Source organism: Ruegeria sp. SATB027 (genome assembly GCF_059613825.1).
In genome coordinates this window covers 69,929-87,437 of sequence record NZ_JBXWTH010000045.1, presented here as the reverse complement: position 1 = coordinate 87,437, position 17,509 = coordinate 69,929, and the positions used below count along the sequence as shown (strand labels likewise).

The following is a 17,509-nucleotide window of genomic DNA, read 5'->3' as shown; positions in this document are numbered from 1 at the left end:
TTTTGCACATATGAAGCCGCAAGCATCTACTTTTCCTGATGATTTTGACGACCCCCTCATCACCACCGAGGGGGATGTGGGGGCTCACGAGGACGACCTCTGGTTCCTGCCGGGGCCGCTCGAAGAAGAACCGGATGATTTGCCGCCCGGGCCACGGGCAGAACCGTCCGACATTGCTGTCATCGACGACTGGGCAAAGGCGGAAGCGGCTCAGGCTGCGCGGCTGGCAAAGGTGGCTGGACGCCTGGGTGCGCTGGATGACCGCTTGCTGCGTGGCCCGGATGGCTGGCGACACAGACTGGCACTGATCGAGGCGGCAGACCTCAGCTGGCTTGCAGGGGATCGGGTGAGTTCTGACCGCCTCGCTCTTTGGATATCAATGCGATTGTCTGGCGCACAGGATGACCCGAATGCCTTGGCAAGAGTTGGCTGGGCTGTTCGCCGCCTGATGGGTGGTCCGGGTCCAATGGTCGATCTGGCGGCCTTTCTGGACCGCCGCGATCCCGAGAACATCGAGGATGCCACCGAGCGGCTAGAGGAGCGCGCGGGCGGATGGCTGGAGGTGATGAAATCAGCTGTTCATCTACACCCGATCACGCGGGCTTGCATGGGGTTTCACCTCTGGAGCTTGGCGGGTCTCGGGCAACAAGGCGACCAGATCGAAGCAGCCGTTACCGCGGCAAGGATCACGGCCAGCGACGGAAAGGGAGCGAACTTTGCACCACTAGCTATGGGTGGGGCAGGGGGGTTGCGCGCGTCGGGCTTACCACCGGAGCGTCTTGCTCGCTGGCTGGATGGGATGGAGACTGCCTGCCTGACCGCGATGCGGCACTTGGACTATATCGAGACATGGTCAGCGAGGACAGAAGCAGAGATGAGCTCGCTCTCAGGCAAAACTCCACCGGCTTTGCGTGCCGTGCTGACCGAATGGCCGCTCCTCTCCGCACCGATGGCCGAGGCCCTGACCGGCACTAGCCGAGCGGCGGTCCAGCGGAACCTGACCTGGATGGAAGAAAGGGGATTGGTCCGTGAGGTAACAGGGCAGGGAAAGTTTCGAATGTGGCGGACAGCAAATTAGAATTTGCCTAAATGAGAACAAGAACATGCCCAAGCGGGATTTCAGCCATTCAGTTTCCAGTAAAATACGCGACCTTCAGGAGAGGCGCGAGCACCTCGAAGCCGCGGTGCCGGATCGAGCGATAAATCTTGCGGTAACTCTGTGCCTGCACCTGTCCGAGTTGATCAGCTTGGCCGGCTACGGCCTGATTCGTGGAAGCGGATGTCTAGGAAACTAGGGGCACCTCAGAGCGCGGTTTCTTCGCTGCCCGCGATATTGGTCACGGTGTTCCTAGCGCGGAAGCCAAGGACTGTCCGGTTTGATTGCCGCGGATTTCCTCAAGAAACCTTTTAGGCCTCCTCCCTCAGCGCATCTATGACGGGGCATTCGGGCACATCGTCTCCGCTACATTGCGCCACGGTGGACGACAGGACGTGCTCAATGCGCTTGAGATCCGCGATCTTGGCGCGGACTGAAGCGAGATGCGCATTTGCCAGACCCTGCACCTCGCCGCAGGTCTGGGCCCCGCCATCGACCAATGCGAGCAGATCGCGAACCTCGTCGAGCGTGAACCCCAACTCGCGCGCGCGCATGATGAAGCGCAGACGCGCGACATGTCTGTCATCGTAGACGCGATAATTTTTGCTGGAGCGCGGCGGCTCGGGCATGACGCCGATGTTCTCGTAGTAGCGAATAGTTTCGAGATTACAGCCGGTCAGCTTGGCCAGATCTCCGCGCCTGAGGACCTTCACCGATCTGTGATGATTATTCACACCAAACCCCCTTGAGCCTGTACCAGCTACAGACCCTAGATTGAGATCATCACTGAGGCAAGGATGATTCGAACCATGACTGAAACCACATCCGCCGGCCGCCAGTCGGCAATGGGCGAAACCCCGGCAGCTGACAAAAAGGCATGGGCGACAACCGGGCTCGGCGTACTCGGCGCGCTGGCCATGACCTCCTGTTGCATCCTGCCGCTGGTGCTGGTGAGCTTCGGCGTCACCGGCGTGTTCATCGCCCAGTTGGGCGCGTTCTATCAATATAAGTGGATCACCTTCGCACTGAGTGCCGCTTTCATCGGATACGGCTTTTACAAGGCGTATAGCCCGATCCCGGCCGAAGCCTGCGTTGATGGCACCTGCGCGCGACCGATGAACCGAACACTCATGCGGTCCATTCTCTGGATTGCCAGCGGGATCGTCGCCGTGGCGATGATCTTCCCCTACCTGACCCCCTACATCCTGTCCTACTGAAAGGCGTAACCGATGAAACATCTCTCTCTCGCACTCGCAACTCTCGGCATTCTGGCCGCAATGCCCGCCAGTGCCGAAGAACAGCGCATCAATGTCGGTGTCGCCGAACTGACATGCCCGACCTGCTCGTTCACCGTCGCGGCGGCGATGCGCGGCGTGCCCACGGTCGAAATCGTCGACTTCCAGGAAGGCGAGGAGTTTGGCACGGGCACTTACGTCGTGGCCTTCGACGATCAGGCGGCCAACCCAGACATGATCATCGAGGCGGTTCTGGCCAATGGCTATCCGGCCGAGGTGCTCCAGGCGGGGGAGTCCTGAGCACGGAAGGACGGGTATGGCCATGGATGACAAACATTTGGGCGGGCTTCTGGCCTTCATCATTGCCGCGCCGATCATGGTGATCTGCTGCGGCGGCGGTGGCGTCATCCTAGCCACCATTCTCGGCGGGATTGGCGGGTGGTTGATGGGGCTCGGCGGAATAGCCGCTGTCGTCGCGGCAATTGGCGCGGCGCTGGTTGTTCGCGAGATCAGGCGCAGGGGATCAGCAGGTGTCGATGGCGCACCGGATGAGACTTGCACCAAAACCCGGGCCGCCGGTGAGAGTATCCACCGCCCGGCCGATTTCGCGGCCGAGTAGAGCAACGCACCGGCACAGGTCTTTGGGCTGTTCGGGTCGATCCCGGATCCGGTGGCACCACGCAATTGATGCACCAGACATGAGGAAACAAATTACGATGCCTTCAGACGACACATCTTCGAACGGCCTTTTGAAAGTGGGCATCATCGGCACCATCATTGTGGCGCTCTGCTGCTTTACGCCCATTTTGGTGATCCTCTTCGGCGCGGTCGGCCTGGCCGCCGTCGTCGGATATCTCGACCTCGTGCTGTTTCCGGCACTGGGCATCTTTATCCTGCTGACCATTTACGCGCTCTGGCGCAAGAACGCGCGCGGCTCGGCGTCCTGAGGGAAACTGGGCTGACATCCATCCAAATAGCGCCTCAGACAAAGCATTGAAGAGAAAAACCTTATGACGAAGAGCTACGACCTTATCGTGATCGGCGGTGGAACCGGTGGCAATGGCGTCGCCCGGATGGCGGCGAATGCCGGCTGGAGCGTCGCCAGCATCGACAGCGAGCCCCATGGCGGCACCTGCGCCCTGCGCGGTTGCGATCCCAAGAAGATGCTGATCGCCGTCACCGAGGGCGTCGAGTGGGCGGAAAACATGAAGGGCAAGGGGCTGGAGGCGCAGCCTTCGGTCAACTGGTCCGACATGATCGCCTTCAAGCGCAGCTTCACCGACGCGATGCCACCGCGCATCGAGGCCGGGCTGGAAAAGGCCGGGATCGACGTCTTGCACGGAGAGGTACGGTTTACCGGCCCCGATGCGATCGAGTTGAACGGCGAGACCCTGAGGGCGAAGCATTTCCACATCGCCACCGGTGCCCGACCGATGACGCTGAACATCCCGGGCGAGGAGTATCTCGCCACCTCGACCGATTTCCTGGAACTGCCCGAGCGTCCCGACCGCATCGCCTTTGTCGGCGGCGGGTTCATCGCGATGGAATTCGCCCATGTGGCCAAGCGCGCGGGCGCGCGCGAGGTGACCGTGCTGGAGATGATGGACCGCCCCCTGGGCAACTTTGATCCCGATCTGGTCGCGATGCTGGTCGAGGCGACCGCAGAGCTGGGCGTCGATCTGCGCACCAAAGCGAAGGTGGCGAAGATCGAGAAACAGGGCGACGAAGTCGTGGTCACCGTGGAACGTCACGACGGCACCGAAACGATCACTTGCGATCTGGTGGTGCATGGCACCGGCCGCGTGCCCAACATAGACGGGCTGAACCTCGAGGCCGCTGGAGTCGAATACTCACGCCGTGGCATCAAGGTGAGCGACGCGATGCGCGCCACCAACCCGGCCATTTTCGCGGCCGGCGACTGCGCTGATAGCGGGTTGAATCTGACCCCGGTCTCGGCGGCAGAGGGACGCATCGCGGGGAAGAACATTCTGGGCGGCAAGGACGCGCGGGAGATCAAGTATCCGCCGATCCCGTCAGTGGTCTTCACCCTGCCCATGGTTGCTACCGTGGGCTTGTCGGAAGCGGCGGCCAGGGAGCAGGGGCTGAAGTTCGATGTGCATTTCGAGAAGACGGAGGGCTGGTATTCGTCGCTGCGCGTCGGCGCGAAACACACCGGATTCAAGGTTCTTGTCGAACGGGGCAGCGGGCAAATACTCGGCGCGCACCTGATCGGACCAGGAGCCGAGGAGCAGATCAATCTTTTCGCCATGGCCATGGGTGCCGGGCAGACCGCAAATCAGATCAAGGCGATGATTTTCGCTTATCCCAGTTACGCCTCCGACATCGGGTCGATGGTGTGAATTGAAATTTGACCGCCGCCAAGATGGTGGCGCCCGGTTCAAGTAAAGGAAATGAAAATGGATCAAACCGTCAAGGAACATGATTGCTGCTCTTCGAAGGATGTCGGCGCCGACAGTTATGACCTGATCGTCGTCGGTGCGGGCTCTGCCGGGTTCTCGGCTTCGATCACTGCAGCTGAAGCCGGAAAGCGGGTGGCGCTTGTCGGGCACGGCACCATCGGCGGCACCTGCGTGAACGTCGGCTGCGTTCCGTCCAAGGCGATGATCCGCGCCGCAGAGGCGGCCCATGGTGGCGCGTCCGCTGCCCGGTTCCCGGGCATTGCGTCCTGCGAACATGCGGTGGATTGGCCAGCCGTTGTGAAAGGCACGACCGATCTGGTCGCGGAGATGCGGCACAAGAAATATATCGACCTGCTGCCCGCCTATGAGAACGTCACCTATATCGAGGACGGCCCGGCGCGATTGGTCGAGGGTGGCGTCGCTGTCGGCGGGCGGGTGATATCCGCCCCGCGCATCCTGATCGCCACCGGCTCGCGCCCCCATCAACCTGCCATCAAAGGCATCGACACCGTGGAGACCCTCGATTCCACCGGTCTGCTGACCCTGCCCGACCGGCCCGAAAGCATCATTGTGCTGGGCGGCGGCTATATCGGCTGCGAGTTGGCGCAGATGGCCTCAAGGCTGGGGGTGAAAGTCACGCTTGTGACCCGCTCGCGCCTTCTGCCCGGCGCCGAGCCGGAGGTGGCCCAGGCGCTGACGCAAGCGCTGAAGACCGAAGGCATCGCGGTCGAGACCGGTCTTGCTTACGTCTCGGCCGCGAAAGCTGCGGGCGGCGTCATTCTGACTGTCGAACGCGATGGAAAGACCGAGGTTTTGTCCGCCGAACGGCTGGTTGTGACCACCGGACGGGTGGCCAATTCCGAGAACCTCGGGTTGGAAGACCTCGGGATAGAGACCGACGCGCGCGGCTCGATCAAGGTCGGTCCTGACATGGCCACGACGCGGGCCGGCGTCTGGGCGGCGGGCGATGTCACCGACCGTGACCAGTTCGTCTACATGGCCGCCTACGGTGCCAAGGTGGCAATCAACAATGCCCTTGGACTGGAGCCAATGCGCTATGAGAATGCGGCGATGCCATGGGTCGTGTTCACCGACCCGCAAGTGGCCGGTGTCGGCGTTTCAGAGGCTGGGGCCAAGGCGGCGGGGCACGAGGTCAAGATCAGCGTGATCACGCTCGACAACGTCCCGCGCGCCGCCGCGGCCCGCAACACCCGCGGCGTGATCAAGCTGGTGGCCGACGCCAAGACCGACCGCCTGCTGGGCGGCCAGATCGTGGCGCCCGAAGGCTCGGACACGATCCAGACGCTGGCAATGGCGCTCAAGTTCGGCATGACCTCCAAGGCCCTCGGCGAAACGATTTTCCCATATCTGACCACGGTTGAAGGGCTGAAACTTGCGGCCCAGACTTTCGACAAGGATGTGGCCAAACTCAGCTGCTGCGCGGGGTAATGCCATGGTGCTGAAGGAAAGGACCGATCTTCTGTCGACACTTCCCGGTGCGTTGATCGCGTCGCGTAGCCCTTAATTGGGCTCTGCCTCACTTTGTGTGGCGCAACTATCCTGAAACTGGAAAATTCAGGAGGGATAGTTGTGAGTTCGAAGAAGCACTGGTCGCCGGGCAGCGATGTTGCAGTTCAAAGCGTTGAACGAAGTGAATCCGGCGGGTGGATTGTATCTGGCGTCTTGGCACCCAACGGCATTTGCCCAGACTGTGGATTGCATTCACGCCGACGTCATGGCTGGCGGCGTCGGTGGCTGCAGGATTATCCCGCGCATGGAGACGCGGTAACGGTTGATCTCGCAGTTTGCCGTTGGCGATGTTTGGCGCCTGCTTGCCCGCGCCGGACTTTCTCGGACCAGATCAGCTCGATTGCGCGTCCATTTGCACGTCGTACTTCGCGTGTAGGGGAGATTGTCGGCCATCTTGGGCATGCGACAGGCGGACGGCCTGCGGAGCGGTTGTTGCATCGTTTGGGCCTTGGGGTCAGCGATGACACGGTGCTCAGGCAGCTGAAAAGGTGTGCTCAAGGCACCACCGAGGCGCCGACAATCATCGGGATCGACGATTGGAGCTGGCGGAAATCGCAAACCTACGGCACGATCATCGTGGATCTGGAGCGTCGCGTGGTCATCGACATCCTCGAGGATCGAGATGTCGTCACCTGCACCAACTGACTAAAGCGACACCCCGAGGTGGAAGTGATCAGCAGAGATCGGTGCGGTCTCTACGCCAAGGCTGCCCGGCAAGGGGCACCGCAGGCAAAGCAGGTCGCCGACCGGTTCCATATCGTGCAAAACCTGCGGCAGGCCATTGAGGAACAGATGAACCTTCACGGCCGTGCCACCGGCAGGGCGCTGCTGTCCGACGCCGACAACATCACCGCAGCCGGAAGCCTTCTGAAGTCCCGCCTTGCGCACAGGACGTCCCGGGAAGAGATTTTCACCACCATCCATGCGCTCCGAAATCAGGGACTTTCCTGCAGCGAGATCGGGCGGCGAACAGGGTTTCCGCGTCGCAGCATCGCGAAATGGCTGCAGTTCGAAACACCACCGGACCGCAGGCGGGCCGCTTTGAAGCCGAGTTCGCCATGGTATTTTGAAGAGTTCCTGAGCCAAAGCTGGAAGGAGGGCATTCGAACTGGCAGCGCCCTTTTCAGTCTGATCCAAGAGCGTGGTTACGAGGGGAGCCAGTCGCATTTGCAGCGGCTGCTGGCGGGTTGGCGCAGAGCCGAACAGCAAGCGAGCGATCCCAAGGTAGAACACAAGATCCTGGAGCCGGTTCGGGACCCGGAAACGGGGCACGCGATCTCCCCGGTCATCGCGGCCGCGCTGTGCATCAAACCGCGCGGCAAGCTCACCTCGGATCAGGCGCGTAAAGTCGATGCGCTCAAGACCCGCTCTCCCGCCTTCGTATCGATGCGCAGCCTCGCCATGCGGTTCAATGGTATCCTGCGCGGCCGCGTGGCAGACCCGCTCCCTGCATGGATCGACGACGCGATCGAAACCGACCTGGCGCCCATCGTGCGCTTTGCCCGCACAGTGAACCGGGACTACGAAGCCGTCAAAAACGCCATCGAGATGCCCTGGAGCAACGGCCAAGCAGAAGGTCAGATCAATCGCCTGAAGACCCTCAAACGCGCCATGTACGGCCGAGCCGGTCCAGAATTGTTGCGGGCGAGAATGCTACCGTTCCACCACACAGATTGAGGCAGAGCCGATTAAAGGGCAACGCGACACCAGGTGAATCGGATTCCCGAGCCGCATCGCGCCCATCCAGATCACCAGAAGCGCCATACCGAGAAGAAAGCCGCCATTCACCAGTGCCCCGATGATCTCGGCGCGGTACCAGCCGAAACTCCGCGCCGAATCCGCCGGGCGGCGCGCAATGCGCTGCGCGATGATGGCCACCAGAACGCCGCCAACCGCCGACAGGGTGTGAAACGCATCCGACAGGACGGCAATCGAGCCAGTCCAGAGCCCGACGGCCAGTTCAATCACGAAGTAGACGCCGGTGAGCCAGGCCGAAATCACAAGGGCCTTGCCGGAACTCGGCATATGCCCGGCGTGGGAATGACTGGCCATATCAGCTCTCCTTCCGTTTCGTACCGGTCTTTCGCGTCGCGGCGAAGAGAACCGACAGGCCGGTAAAGCCACCCAGCGCAAGTGCGGTCCATGTGGCAGTGCGGGCATCGCCGTTCATCGCCTGGCTGCCCATGTGAGCGAGCAAGAAACTCGCTGGAATAATCCCGGCCATCGTGGCCAGCGCGAACCTCCAAAGATGCAGCTTGCTCAGACCTGCGGCGTAACTGATCATATCGAAGGACAGAAACGGCAGCAGGCGACTGCCGAAGACCAGGAAGGTCAGAGTGTTCTGGGACCCGAACAGGCCTGCGTTAATCTTCTGACCGAGATGACGCTCAACGAAGGGACGACCCAAGCCGCGGGCCAGACCAAAGGCGGCAAGCGCACCGAGTTCCGCACCTAGAACGACGAAGAGCGTCCCGTACGTGTGTCCATAAGCCGCTCCGGCGGCGAGTGCGATTGGCGCCGAGGGCAGGGGGCTTGCGACAATAGCGATTGTCATGAGCGCCACGATGACAATTGGTCCGGCAAGACCTGCCGCCTCGATCCAGCGGTCAATTTCCGCGCGATCCGGCAGGCGAATGTCAACGCCAAGGACGTCCGGGAAGGCCAATGCGACGACTCCCATCAGGAACACCGCCATAAGAAGGATGCGCATCATCATGGATCAAAACACGGCATAGAGCAGAACGAAGAACGTCGCTGCCAAAAGGTCAAAGGCCACGCAGAATGGAATATACCAGTTCGGAATCCGGGCGAGACGATAAGAATTGTGGTGTGACATGTCCCAAAGGGCGTGAAGGGCCAAGCCCAAGGGGAGGAAGGCCCACTGCCATATCAGCCCCAGGAACGCTGCTAAGCCGAACAAAAGGGCGACCGCGAGCTCTGCCCAGAACACGCGCGCTCTGCCGTCCGCAGCGCCAAAGCCGATATAGGCACCGCCAATCAAAGCAAGCGTGATCGAAGCAAGAGCTATCGAGCTTTGCTCATCCAAAAAAAGGTGAGCCGGCAATGTGAGAACGACAAGCAACACGCCAACCCATACGGGAGATTTCAAGATATCCCCGTGTCGATGGTGCGATACGTGATCGCCTGTCTTTTCGAAAATCTGTGCCATGGCTTTGTACCTAGGGATTCCAGCAACTGGAAGGTCAAGGGCTATTCATCCACGCGCGCAACGCAGCGCTCACTCAACCGTTCCACGGTGAGGTCAAAGGACCGATATCAGGACGTATTTGACGCTGACGCCAAGCTCATGTCCGACGCGCGTGGCGATTTTCAGTCATCTTTCGCCTTCTGCCAGACTTGCTGGCAGGCTGAGTAAAGAAACGTCGCTGACCAGGTCAGCAACATGAAGCCCAAAAGCGATTGCAGCATCAGCAATAGTCGAAAGGGTCCGACCACCTCTATGGACGAATAGCCAAGGGTCGAGAACGAGATGCCCGTAACATAGAGAACATCCTGAAACATCGGAGGGCTGTTGCTGAACGATTGCGGCAGAACGCTTGCCACCACCATCGTGTTGAACACGGCGAGCGTCACAAGTTCCAAGACATGCAGCAACAGCAACGTGGAAAACGTCAGGATGATCCGAAAGCCGGAGCCATCCGACCGCTGCGGGGAAAACTTCAGAATGCCCGACAACGCATAATGATGGACAATTCCCATCACGATCGCCGCGCATATTCCGACAAACATAGCCATCAACTCGGTCATACACCCAAACCCGTCTTCCTGTTCAAACAGGTCAATTTGACCATACATCAGGCTTTTAGCACAACGGGACCAATTGATTCTTCACTGGTCAGGCCAACGCGGGGGGCAACCCGTTCAGGGCGACATCCACCGGAACGGTCGGCAAGTTCGATGCGATCCAGCCAGGCCCTTCGCCTGATCCCAACATCCCTTCCGAGATATCGGCGTAGCCCGAATAACCAGCTTGTCTCAACGCTCGAAGCAGCGATGCGGAGCGTCCGCCAGTGGCGCAGATCAGTCCAACAGTGCGATCACCGCTCAGTTCCTTGGCCCTGAACAATCGGTCCGGAAAACCGGACGCGTGCATGCTTATCGGCCATACACCAGCACCTACGCCGGTTTCTTGCCACTCTTTGTGCGTTCTGACATCGATGATCCGCGCCGTATCCGATAGAAGCGCGTCAAAGGCATTCTCTGCCGACCAGACAGATCGGCTCTGCGCCAACAGCGGTGACGCCGCGACGGTCAGCACCGTCATATGAGCACCCAGAACGAAACGGCGCCGGTTCAAATCAAGAGCCATATTCAAAAACCTCATCCTTTGATCGGTTGCGATCCCAAAGGTCACATAACATACGCGCGACGCTACCCGGGAGCACGACACGGTGCAGGCACAGATTTGTATCCATCTGTAGCAAGGGACTGACCTGATACAAACGGCTACAATTCTGCCCATGAAACAGAATGCAACGATGATCTAGGAAGGACGCCATGGGACCGCCACCTCATATCCTTATCGTGGACGACCACGCTCAGATACGCGAAAGCGTCGCGCGCTTCCTGGAGAAGAACGGAATGCGCACGACCGTCGCCAGGGATGCCGTGGAGATGGATGCCAAGCTGGCCACTGGTCACTTCGACCTCCTCGTGCTCGATGTCATGATGCCGGGCGAGGACGGTTTGTCGGTTTGCCGCAGACTTGCGCCAGAGGGTGATCTTCCGATCATCATGCTGACGGCGCTTGGTGAGGAAACGGATCGGATCGTGGGTCTGGAAATCGGTGCGGACGATTATCTCGCCAAGCCGTTCAATCCACGAGAACTGCTCGCCCGCATCAAGTCGGTTCTTCGGAGAAGCAACCGCGACGAACCTGTGGCCGGAAGCCTCGCTGGGAGGAAAGTCTCTTTTGCGCACTGGATACTGGATACCGACCGGCAGGTGCTGATTGACGAGTCCACCACCGAGACCCCATTGACGACCTCCGAGTTCAAATTGCTGGCGGTCCTGCTGGAACGCGCGAGGATGGTGCTCAGCCGTGACCAGTTGCTTGACCTGACCGCTGGTCGGACGGCAGGCCCGATGGATCGCACCATCGACAATCAGATCAGCCGTCTCCGCCGCAAAATCGAGCCGGATGTACTTAGGCCCAGTGTCATCAAAACGGTGCGGAACGGCGGATACTGTCTGGCTGCCGATGTCGAGGATGCGCCGTGATGCGCCGTGCGATGAGATCTCTGAGCGGCCAATTGATCCTGCTTGTGGTCGCGGCACTTGTCGTGGCCCAGGTGATCAGCCTGTTCCTGTTCGCCGACGAGCGCAGCCTTGCGATCCGTGCAGCTTTAGGATTCGAGGCCGCGGGTCGCGCAGCGAATGTCGCGCGGTTGATCGAAGAGGCCCCGCTGGATCTGCAGGACTCGATCCTTCGCGCGGCAAATTCGCCTCTGATCCGGTTCGATCTGTCGGACGCTCCGATCGTGGATCACACCGGTCATTCGGACGGCGGCATCGTGGAAGCGCGCATACGCGCCCTGATGGATGACAGCTACAGCCGGGATATTCGCGTTGAATTGCACGAGGTCGAGGGCGAGTTGCGGCCTCTTCCCAATCTCTCGGACGAGATGACAGAAATGCATCTCGCGATGATGCGCGGAGAGTTGACAGCGGTTGAAATGAACCTGTCCATCGCCATCAAGGGAGCGCGTTGGCTGAATGTCGGAACGCGGTTCGAGCGACCGCCGATCCAATGGCCTTTCTATTCGATGCTGACCTTCGGGATTTCCGCCGGACTGCTTCTGGTGGCGATCTTCTGGTTTGTAATGACGCGCCTGACGCGTCCTTTGCGGCACCTGTCGAAGGCCGCGGACCATCTTGGCCGGGGCGAAGATGTGGGCGAATTGGCGGTCACAGGGCCGACCGAGGTCAGAGATCTGACCGTCGCATTCAACCGCATGCAACGACGGCTGACCCGGTTTGTCAGTGATCGTACACGTATGCTCGCAGCCCTTGGCCACGATTTACGCTCGCCGTTGACTGCCATGCGTGTCCGCGCGGAGCTGGTTGACGAAGAAGAGACGCGGGACAGCCTCATCGCATCGGTCGAAGAGATGCAGAGTATGGTCGAAGCGACGCTCACCTTTGCACGCGGCCTTACCGGATCCGAAGGTGCCGAAGTGGTCGATCTGCGCAATTTTCTGGACAGCTTGTGCAGCGATATGGCGGCACACTGCACCTTTGCCCCGAGTGATAATGTTGCCGTGCGGCTTCGACCCAACGCGTTCCGAAGGGCACTGAGGAACTTGCTTGAGAACGCCGTTCGCTACGGTGGTGCCGCAAAAGTCAGCTGGGCGACCCACGGTTCGAACCTCGTACTCAACATCGATGACAATGGGCCCGGCATTCCCGTCGACCAGTTGGAAAAGGTCTTCGATCCGTTCTATCGCCTCGAGCAATCGAGGTCTCTGGAAACGGGCGGTTATGGGCTTGGGCTCTCAATCGCGAGGACAATCGTCCAATCCCATGGCGGCGATATCCAGCTGGTCAATCAGAACAGCGCGGGTTTGCGCGCTGTTGTCACCATCCCGTTGGATGAAACCGAACTGATCGAAGGAGAAACAGATGAAACTGAACGCGTTGATCCTGCCGTTGCTGGCCAGCTTGCCCGCCAGCATGGCGCAGGCTGATGGACCAGGCTCCTGGACGGGGCACATGTGGGGCAGTGGCTATGGCTTTATGGGCGGCTTCATGATGCTCGCCTTCTGGGGTGCGCTGATCGCATTGGTGGTGTTTCTGGTGTTCAGGCTGCGGGACAATGGCACCCGTCCCCCGGACTCGGACGCGCAGGAAGCGCTCAGGCGCCGCTTTGCAAATGGGGAAATCGACGAAGAAGAGTTCCGTCGCCGCAAAGCAACGCTCGACGAATAGACCCCGCCGCGGACGCCAAAGCCGTCCGACGCGACGCCCACCGACGCTGAATAGGAAAGAACGCCATGGTCCCGGAAATTGGTCACTTCGCACTGGCCCTCGCACTGGCGCTTGCGCTTGTTCAGAGTGTTCTACCGATTGCAGGTGCGTCGCGTAGAAATGCCGTCTGGATGAAATCCGCCCAGGCGACGGCAATAGGACAAGTGCTGTTTGTGGCCATCGCCTTCGCAGCGCTGATGCAGGCTTTCATCGTCAGCGATTTTACCGTCAGGAACGTCGTCGAGAACTCCCATTCGCTCAAGCCAATGCTCTACAAGGTGGCCGGGACCTGGGGCAGCCATGAGGGTTCGCTGCTGCTCTGGATCCTGATACTCGCGGTGTTCGGCGCGGGCGTCGCCTGGTTCGGATCGAACATCCCCGCCGAGACCAAGGCGCGCACCTTGTCGGTGCAGGCGTGGATCAGCGTCGGCTTCCTGTCCTTCCTGCTGCTGACGTCGAACCCCTTCGAGCGGGTGTTTCCGCCGCCGCTCGACGGCAATGACCTCAACCCGTTGCTTCAGGACATGGGTCTCGCCATGCACCCGCCGCTCTTGTATTTCGGGTATGTCGGCTTCTCCATCGTGTTTTCCTTTGCCGTTGCGGCTCTTCTGGAAGGGCGCGTCGATCCGGCCTGGGCCAGATGGGTCCGCCCGTGGACATTGGCCGCGTGGGTCAGCCTTACGGCAGGTATCGCTCTTGGATCGTGGTGGGCCTATTATGAACTGGGCTGGGGCGGCTGGTGGTTCTGGGACCCGGTCGAGAACGTGAGCTTCATGCCCTGGCTTCTGGGCACGGCGCTGCTGCATTCCGCCATCGTCACCGAAAAGCGCGACGCGTTCAAAAGCTGGACCATCCTACTTGCCATCCTGACTTTCTCGCTTTCGCTGCTCGGGACGTTCATCGTCCGGTCAGGCCTGCTTACATCCGTGCATGCCTTCGCCGTCGATCCAGAGCGCGGGCTTTACATTCTGGGTCTGCTGGCCGTGTCCATCGGTGGGTCGCTGGCGCTCTACGCCTGGCGGGCGCCCGAAATGGAGCCGGGTGGTCTGTTTCGCCCGATCAGCCGCGAGGCCGGGCTGCTCGTGAACAACCTCATTCTGGCCGCCGCTACGGGAACGGTCCTGTTCGGGACGCTTTATCCGCTGATCCTCGAGGCTATCACGGGGGACAAGATCTCGGTGGGTCCACCTTTCTTCAATGCGGCTTTCATTCCGATGATGCTGGCGCTGGTCGTGTTCATGGGTCTTGGTCCATTCCTGTCGTGGAAGCGGGCTGATATCGCCGGGTTGCTCGATCGCATTCGGTTCGTGGTCGTTCTGGCGTTCATCGCAGCTTTGGCCGCATGGTATCTTCTGAACGGTGGGCCGATCATGGCCTATCTTGCCATCCTTGGCGCAGCGTGGCTGCTTTTTGCAACCCTACGGGAATGGGCGCTACGCATCCGCCTGTTCGAGGTTCCCCTTGCAGAGAGCGCGAGACGCGCGCGCAATCTGCCACGCGCCTCTCACGGTATGACACTCGCCCATGCCGGCGTCGCTGTGTTGATGATGGGGATGATCGGCTCGACCGGATGGAAGAGTGAGGAGATCGTCTTTGCCGCCCCCGGGACCGAAGTCACGATCGCGGGGTTCGACATCACCTTCGAAGGGGCCACACAGGTTCAAGGGCCGAACTACATCGCGGATCGCGGCACCCTTGTGGTCCGTCGGGATGGCGAGCTGGTCACGACGCTTTTCCCAGAACGCCGGTATTACCCGGTCGCGGAAAGCCAGACGACGGAGTCGGCCATCCGCTCTACATTGGCGGGTGATCTCTATACGTCGATTGCAACGCCAGCCTCCGATCAAGTGAACAACGCCGGAGCATGGACCCTTCGGATCCTCTATGAACCGCTCGTCAACCTGATCTGGATCGGCTCGATCCTGCTGGTGATCGGTGGCTGTTTGTCCTTGTCGGATCGCCGTTTGAGGGTCGGGGCGCCGCGCCGCGCCAAACAGCCAGCCAGCGATGCTGTTCCTGCCGAGTAGGAGAGAAGATGAAACGTCTCATTGCCGGGCTGCCGTTTATTGCGGCGGTCATATTCGGGGGTTTTTTTCTCTGGGGGCTCAATCCCGACCGGGATCCCAACGAGATCCCTTCCGTCCTGATCTCGCAACCGGCCCCGGCGTTCGACCTCGATCCCGTGCCGGGGTTGGAGACACCCGGCCTGGCCCGAAGCGATCTTGTAGGCAACGAACGACCGGTCGTGGTCAATGTCTTTGCGTCCTGGTGCGTGCCCTGCCGCGCGGAACATGCCGTGTTGACACGCTTTGTCGAACGCGAGGGCATGCGGTTGTTCGGCATCAACTACAAAGACAAACCAGAAGATGCCGTGAAGTGGCTCAATGACCTCGGCAATCCCTACGAACGGATCGGGTCCGACCTTTCAGGCCGGACAGGGATCGAATGGGGCCTTTCAGGCGTGCCGGAAACCTTCATCGTCGATGGCGATGGTACTGTTCTGTTTCGCTATGTCGGGCCGGTCGTGGGTCCGGACGCCGTCGAACGGTTCACGCAAGCCCTGAAGCAGGCAGGCGCACTGCCAAAGGGAGCAGCATCATGAGACAGTTGATTTTCGCGTTTTGCATCGGGCTCTTTCCCTTTGCCGCCAATGCGGTCGAACCAGACGAAATGCTGACCGACCCGGTATTGGAACAGCGTGCGCGGGAGATTTCCAAGGATCTACGATGCGTCGTCTGTCAGAACCAGGACATCGACAGTTCGAACGCGGGTGTGGCGCGGGACTTGCGTCTGCTCGTACGCGAGCGCCTGGTCGTTGGAGACAGCGACGCGGAGGTGATCGAATACATACGGGCGCGGTACGGGGATTACGTGCTGCTGAAACCGCCTCTGGAGCCTGCGACCTACGCGCTTTGGTTCGCTCCGATCGCTTTCGTTCTGATCGGGGTTTTCGTTGGTGGCGGGCTACTGATGAGTCGGCGAAAGCAAGAGGCATTTGAAGACTTGGGCTCGGAGGATGAGAACACCGTGTCCGAAATTCTCAGGCAAAACGAAGCGAGGGATGCGTCATGATCTGGGGTATTTTCGTTCTTTTGACGCTGGTCGCAATCGGAATTGTCCTCTACCCGCTGCTGCTGTCCAAATCGAACACTCTCACCAGAGGGGATGCGGTACCGGCGATCCTCGCCGATCAGATGCGGGAAATCCAACGAGACATGGACCGCGGTTTGATTTCTGAACAGGAAGCTCAAGCGGCCAGACTCGAGATCAAGAAACGGATCCTCGCGACGACCCGCAATTCGGAAGAAAAAGCCGGATCATCCCGTAATGGTGGCAGAGTCACTCTCGTTGTCGCGGCGGTCCTCGCGCCGGTTATTGCCGCGGGCTACTATCTGACGATGGGATCGCCGGAGGTTCCTTCAATGGCCTTCGCTGCCCGTGCAGAGGAGCGGGCACAGACAGATGAAGTGACGGCGCTGGCAATACAACTTCGCGAAAGGCTTGTATCCGATCCGACCGGCGGCCCTAGCGAAGGGTGGATGCTGTTGGGCCAGACCTATCAGCGCATGGGCAGAGCAGCCGATGCCGTCGAAGCCTTCGAAGTCGTTGCCGAACGGGAGGATGCCACCTCCGCGACATTCTCCATGCTGGCAGAGGCTGTCGCGGTTGCCAATGACGGCGTTGTTATTCCACGGGCGAAATTGGCCATTGATCGCGCTTTGGACCTTGACCCATCCAATCCTGCGGCAACCTACTTCGAGTCTCTGTATTACTTTCAGCAAGAAGAGACGCGTAAGGCCTACGATCTGCTTGTTTCACGACTGAATCAGGAAGAGGCTTACGTTCCCTGGATGGAGACCTATGCAGCGCAGATCAACCGGATTGCAGCGGCAGCTGACCTTCCGGTCGTCAATCTACCCAGCGGGCCGACGTCGCAACCGGGCCCGAGTGCCGCAGATGTCGCGGCGGCGTCGGAGATGAATGACGCGGATCGCGCGGAGTTCATCCGATCGATGGTCTCGCGGCTGGCCGAGCGTCTTGAGGATGAACCGGACGATCTGGATGGTTGGATGCGGCTGGCAAATGCCTATACCGTCCTTCAGGAGCCCGATCGCGCCGTTGAGGCCTACCGCAAGGCTGAAGCGCTGTTGGAGCAGCAGCCCGCCAGTGATCCTCGGCGTGCGGCGGTCCGTGCCGCGCTTGAGCGGCTCGGCGGCTGACTACTGCTCGGTGTCCCGGTC

Annotated in this window: 22 protein-coding genes and 1 pseudogene; 17 read left to right on the top strand and 6 right to left on the bottom strand. The window is 60.4% G+C overall.

All coding sequences use genetic code 11. The features are described 5' to 3' along the window. Positions 1-10 precede the first annotated feature (10 nt). Positions 11-1,078, top strand: a complete 1,068-nt coding sequence (locus AC2FPW_RS13285) for a hypothetical protein (protein ID WP_008335981.1) — start codon at positions 11-13, stop codon at positions 1,076-1,078. A gap of 329 nt (positions 1,079-1,407) precedes the next feature. On the opposite strand, the gene AC2FPW_RS13280 is transcribed toward AC2FPW_RS13285, so the two are convergent. Further along, the gene (locus AC2FPW_RS13280) at positions 1,408-1,809 is read right to left on the bottom strand and encodes a MerR family transcriptional regulator (RefSeq protein ID WP_008335980.1); all 402 of its coding nucleotides are present in this window, start codon (positions 1,807-1,809) and stop codon (positions 1,408-1,410) included. A gap of 96 nt (positions 1,810-1,905) precedes the next feature. On the opposite strand from AC2FPW_RS13280, the gene AC2FPW_RS13275 reads away from it, so the two are divergent. The 9 genes and pseudogenes from AC2FPW_RS13275 (at position 1,906) to AC2FPW_RS13235 (ending at position 7,958) form a co-directional block, all read left to right on the top strand. Continuing rightward, entirely contained in the window at positions 1,906-2,313 is a 408-nt protein-coding gene (locus tag AC2FPW_RS13275; RefSeq protein WP_176244179.1) for a mercuric transporter MerT family protein, read from the top strand. Between the two features lie 12 nt (positions 2,314-2,325). After that, positions 2,326-2,631, top strand: coding sequence for a heavy-metal-associated domain-containing protein (locus tag AC2FPW_RS13270; protein WP_009807473.1), 306 nt, complete (start codon positions 2,326-2,328; stop codon positions 2,629-2,631). Positions 2,632-2,653: 22 nt separating this feature from the next. Next, entirely contained in the window at positions 2,654-2,950 is a 297-nt protein-coding gene (gene merT / locus AC2FPW_RS13265) for a mercuric ion transporter MerT (protein WP_222481190.1), read from the top strand. A gap of 97 nt (positions 2,951-3,047) precedes the next feature. Beyond that, on the top strand, positions 3,048-3,278 hold the full coding sequence (gene merF, locus AC2FPW_RS13260) for a mercury resistance system transport protein MerF (RefSeq protein ID WP_050759304.1): 231 nt from the start codon (positions 3,048-3,050) through the stop codon (positions 3,276-3,278). Positions 3,279-3,341: 63 nt separating this feature from the next. After that, the gene (locus tag AC2FPW_RS13255; RefSeq protein WP_008335974.1) at positions 3,342-4,691 is read left to right on the top strand and encodes a dihydrolipoyl dehydrogenase family protein; all 1,350 of its coding nucleotides are present in this window, start codon (positions 3,342-3,344) and stop codon (positions 4,689-4,691) included. 57 nt (positions 4,692-4,748) lie between these two features. Then, a complete protein-coding gene (gene merA, locus AC2FPW_RS13250; RefSeq protein WP_009807474.1) occupies positions 4,749-6,200 on the top strand; it encodes a mercury(II) reductase in 1,452 nt (483 codons plus the stop codon). Between the two features lie 141 nt (positions 6,201-6,341). Beyond that, positions 6,342-6,515: pseudogene (locus AC2FPW_RS13245) on the top strand (hypothetical protein); the annotation flags it as partial. A 198-nt stretch (positions 6,516-6,713) separates the two neighbouring features. Then, positions 6,714-6,926: a hypothetical protein gene (locus AC2FPW_RS13240; protein WP_420837136.1), complete on the top strand. Its 213-nt coding sequence runs from the start codon at positions 6,714-6,716 to the stop codon at positions 6,924-6,926. 18 nt (positions 6,927-6,944) lie between these two features. After that, a complete protein-coding gene (locus tag AC2FPW_RS13235) occupies positions 6,945-7,958 on the top strand; it encodes a transposase (protein ID WP_420854810.1) in 1,014 nt (337 codons plus the stop codon). On the opposite strand, the gene AC2FPW_RS13230 is transcribed toward AC2FPW_RS13235, so the two are convergent. From AC2FPW_RS13230 to AC2FPW_RS13210, 5 genes are all read right to left on the bottom strand, one after another. After that, entirely contained in the window at positions 7,935-8,333 is a 399-nt protein-coding gene (locus tag AC2FPW_RS13230; RefSeq protein ID WP_425463158.1) for a cation diffusion facilitator family transporter, read from the bottom strand. The genes AC2FPW_RS13235 and AC2FPW_RS13230 overlap by 24 nt on opposite strands. Position 8,334: 1 nt before the next feature. Then, positions 8,335-8,997: a TVP38/TMEM64 family protein gene (locus AC2FPW_RS13225; protein ID WP_008327266.1), complete on the bottom strand. Its 663-nt coding sequence runs from the start codon at positions 8,995-8,997 to the stop codon at positions 8,335-8,337. Positions 8,998-9,000: 3 nt separating this feature from the next. Further along, positions 9,001-9,450, bottom strand: coding sequence for a DUF6010 family protein (locus tag AC2FPW_RS13220; RefSeq protein ID WP_008327267.1), 450 nt, complete (start codon positions 9,448-9,450; stop codon positions 9,001-9,003). A gap of 161 nt (positions 9,451-9,611) precedes the next feature. Beyond that, the gene (locus AC2FPW_RS13215) at positions 9,612-10,097 is read right to left on the bottom strand and encodes an ion channel (protein WP_008327268.1); all 486 of its coding nucleotides are present in this window, start codon (positions 10,095-10,097) and stop codon (positions 9,612-9,614) included. 40 nt (positions 10,098-10,137) lie between these two features. After that, complete coding sequence (locus AC2FPW_RS13210) at positions 10,138-10,611, bottom strand: rhodanese-like domain-containing protein (RefSeq protein WP_008327269.1); 474 nt, start codon at positions 10,609-10,611, stop codon at positions 10,138-10,140. A 188-nt stretch (positions 10,612-10,799) separates the two neighbouring features. Between AC2FPW_RS13210 and AC2FPW_RS13205 the strand changes: the two genes are divergently transcribed. The 7 genes from AC2FPW_RS13205 (at position 10,800) to ccmI (ending at position 17,488) form a co-directional block, all read left to right on the top strand. After that, entirely contained in the window at positions 10,800-11,522 is a 723-nt protein-coding gene (locus AC2FPW_RS13205) for a response regulator (protein ID WP_007803380.1), read from the top strand. Further along, positions 11,522-12,988 (top strand): ATP-binding protein, encoded by a 1,467-nt coding sequence (locus AC2FPW_RS13200; RefSeq protein ID WP_335949221.1) that lies wholly within the window; start codon positions 11,522-11,524, stop codon positions 12,986-12,988. Before AC2FPW_RS13205 ends, AC2FPW_RS13200 begins: the two co-directional genes overlap by 1 nt. Beyond that, positions 12,924-13,229, top strand: a complete 306-nt coding sequence (locus tag AC2FPW_RS13195; RefSeq protein WP_222481198.1) for an SHOCT domain-containing protein — start codon at positions 12,924-12,926, stop codon at positions 13,227-13,229. The genes AC2FPW_RS13200 and AC2FPW_RS13195 overlap by 65 nt, the downstream gene beginning before the upstream one ends. A 65-nt stretch (positions 13,230-13,294) precedes the next feature. Next, positions 13,295-15,295 (top strand): heme lyase CcmF/NrfE family subunit, encoded by a 2,001-nt coding sequence (locus AC2FPW_RS13190; protein WP_040884124.1) that lies wholly within the window; start codon positions 13,295-13,297, stop codon positions 15,293-15,295. 8 nt (positions 15,296-15,303) lie between these two features. Further along, positions 15,304-15,870, top strand: a complete 567-nt coding sequence (locus AC2FPW_RS13185; protein WP_007803389.1) for a DsbE family thiol:disulfide interchange protein — start codon at positions 15,304-15,306, stop codon at positions 15,868-15,870. Beyond that, complete coding sequence (locus AC2FPW_RS13180) at positions 15,867-16,340, top strand: cytochrome c-type biogenesis protein (protein WP_127657317.1); 474 nt, start codon at positions 15,867-15,869, stop codon at positions 16,338-16,340. The genes AC2FPW_RS13185 and AC2FPW_RS13180 overlap by 4 nt, the downstream gene beginning before the upstream one ends. Then, positions 16,337-17,488, top strand: a complete 1,152-nt coding sequence (gene ccmI / locus AC2FPW_RS13175; protein WP_008327282.1) for a c-type cytochrome biogenesis protein CcmI — start codon at positions 16,337-16,339, stop codon at positions 17,486-17,488. Before AC2FPW_RS13180 ends, ccmI begins: the two co-directional genes overlap by 4 nt. Positions 17,489-17,509: the final 21 nt, after the last annotated feature.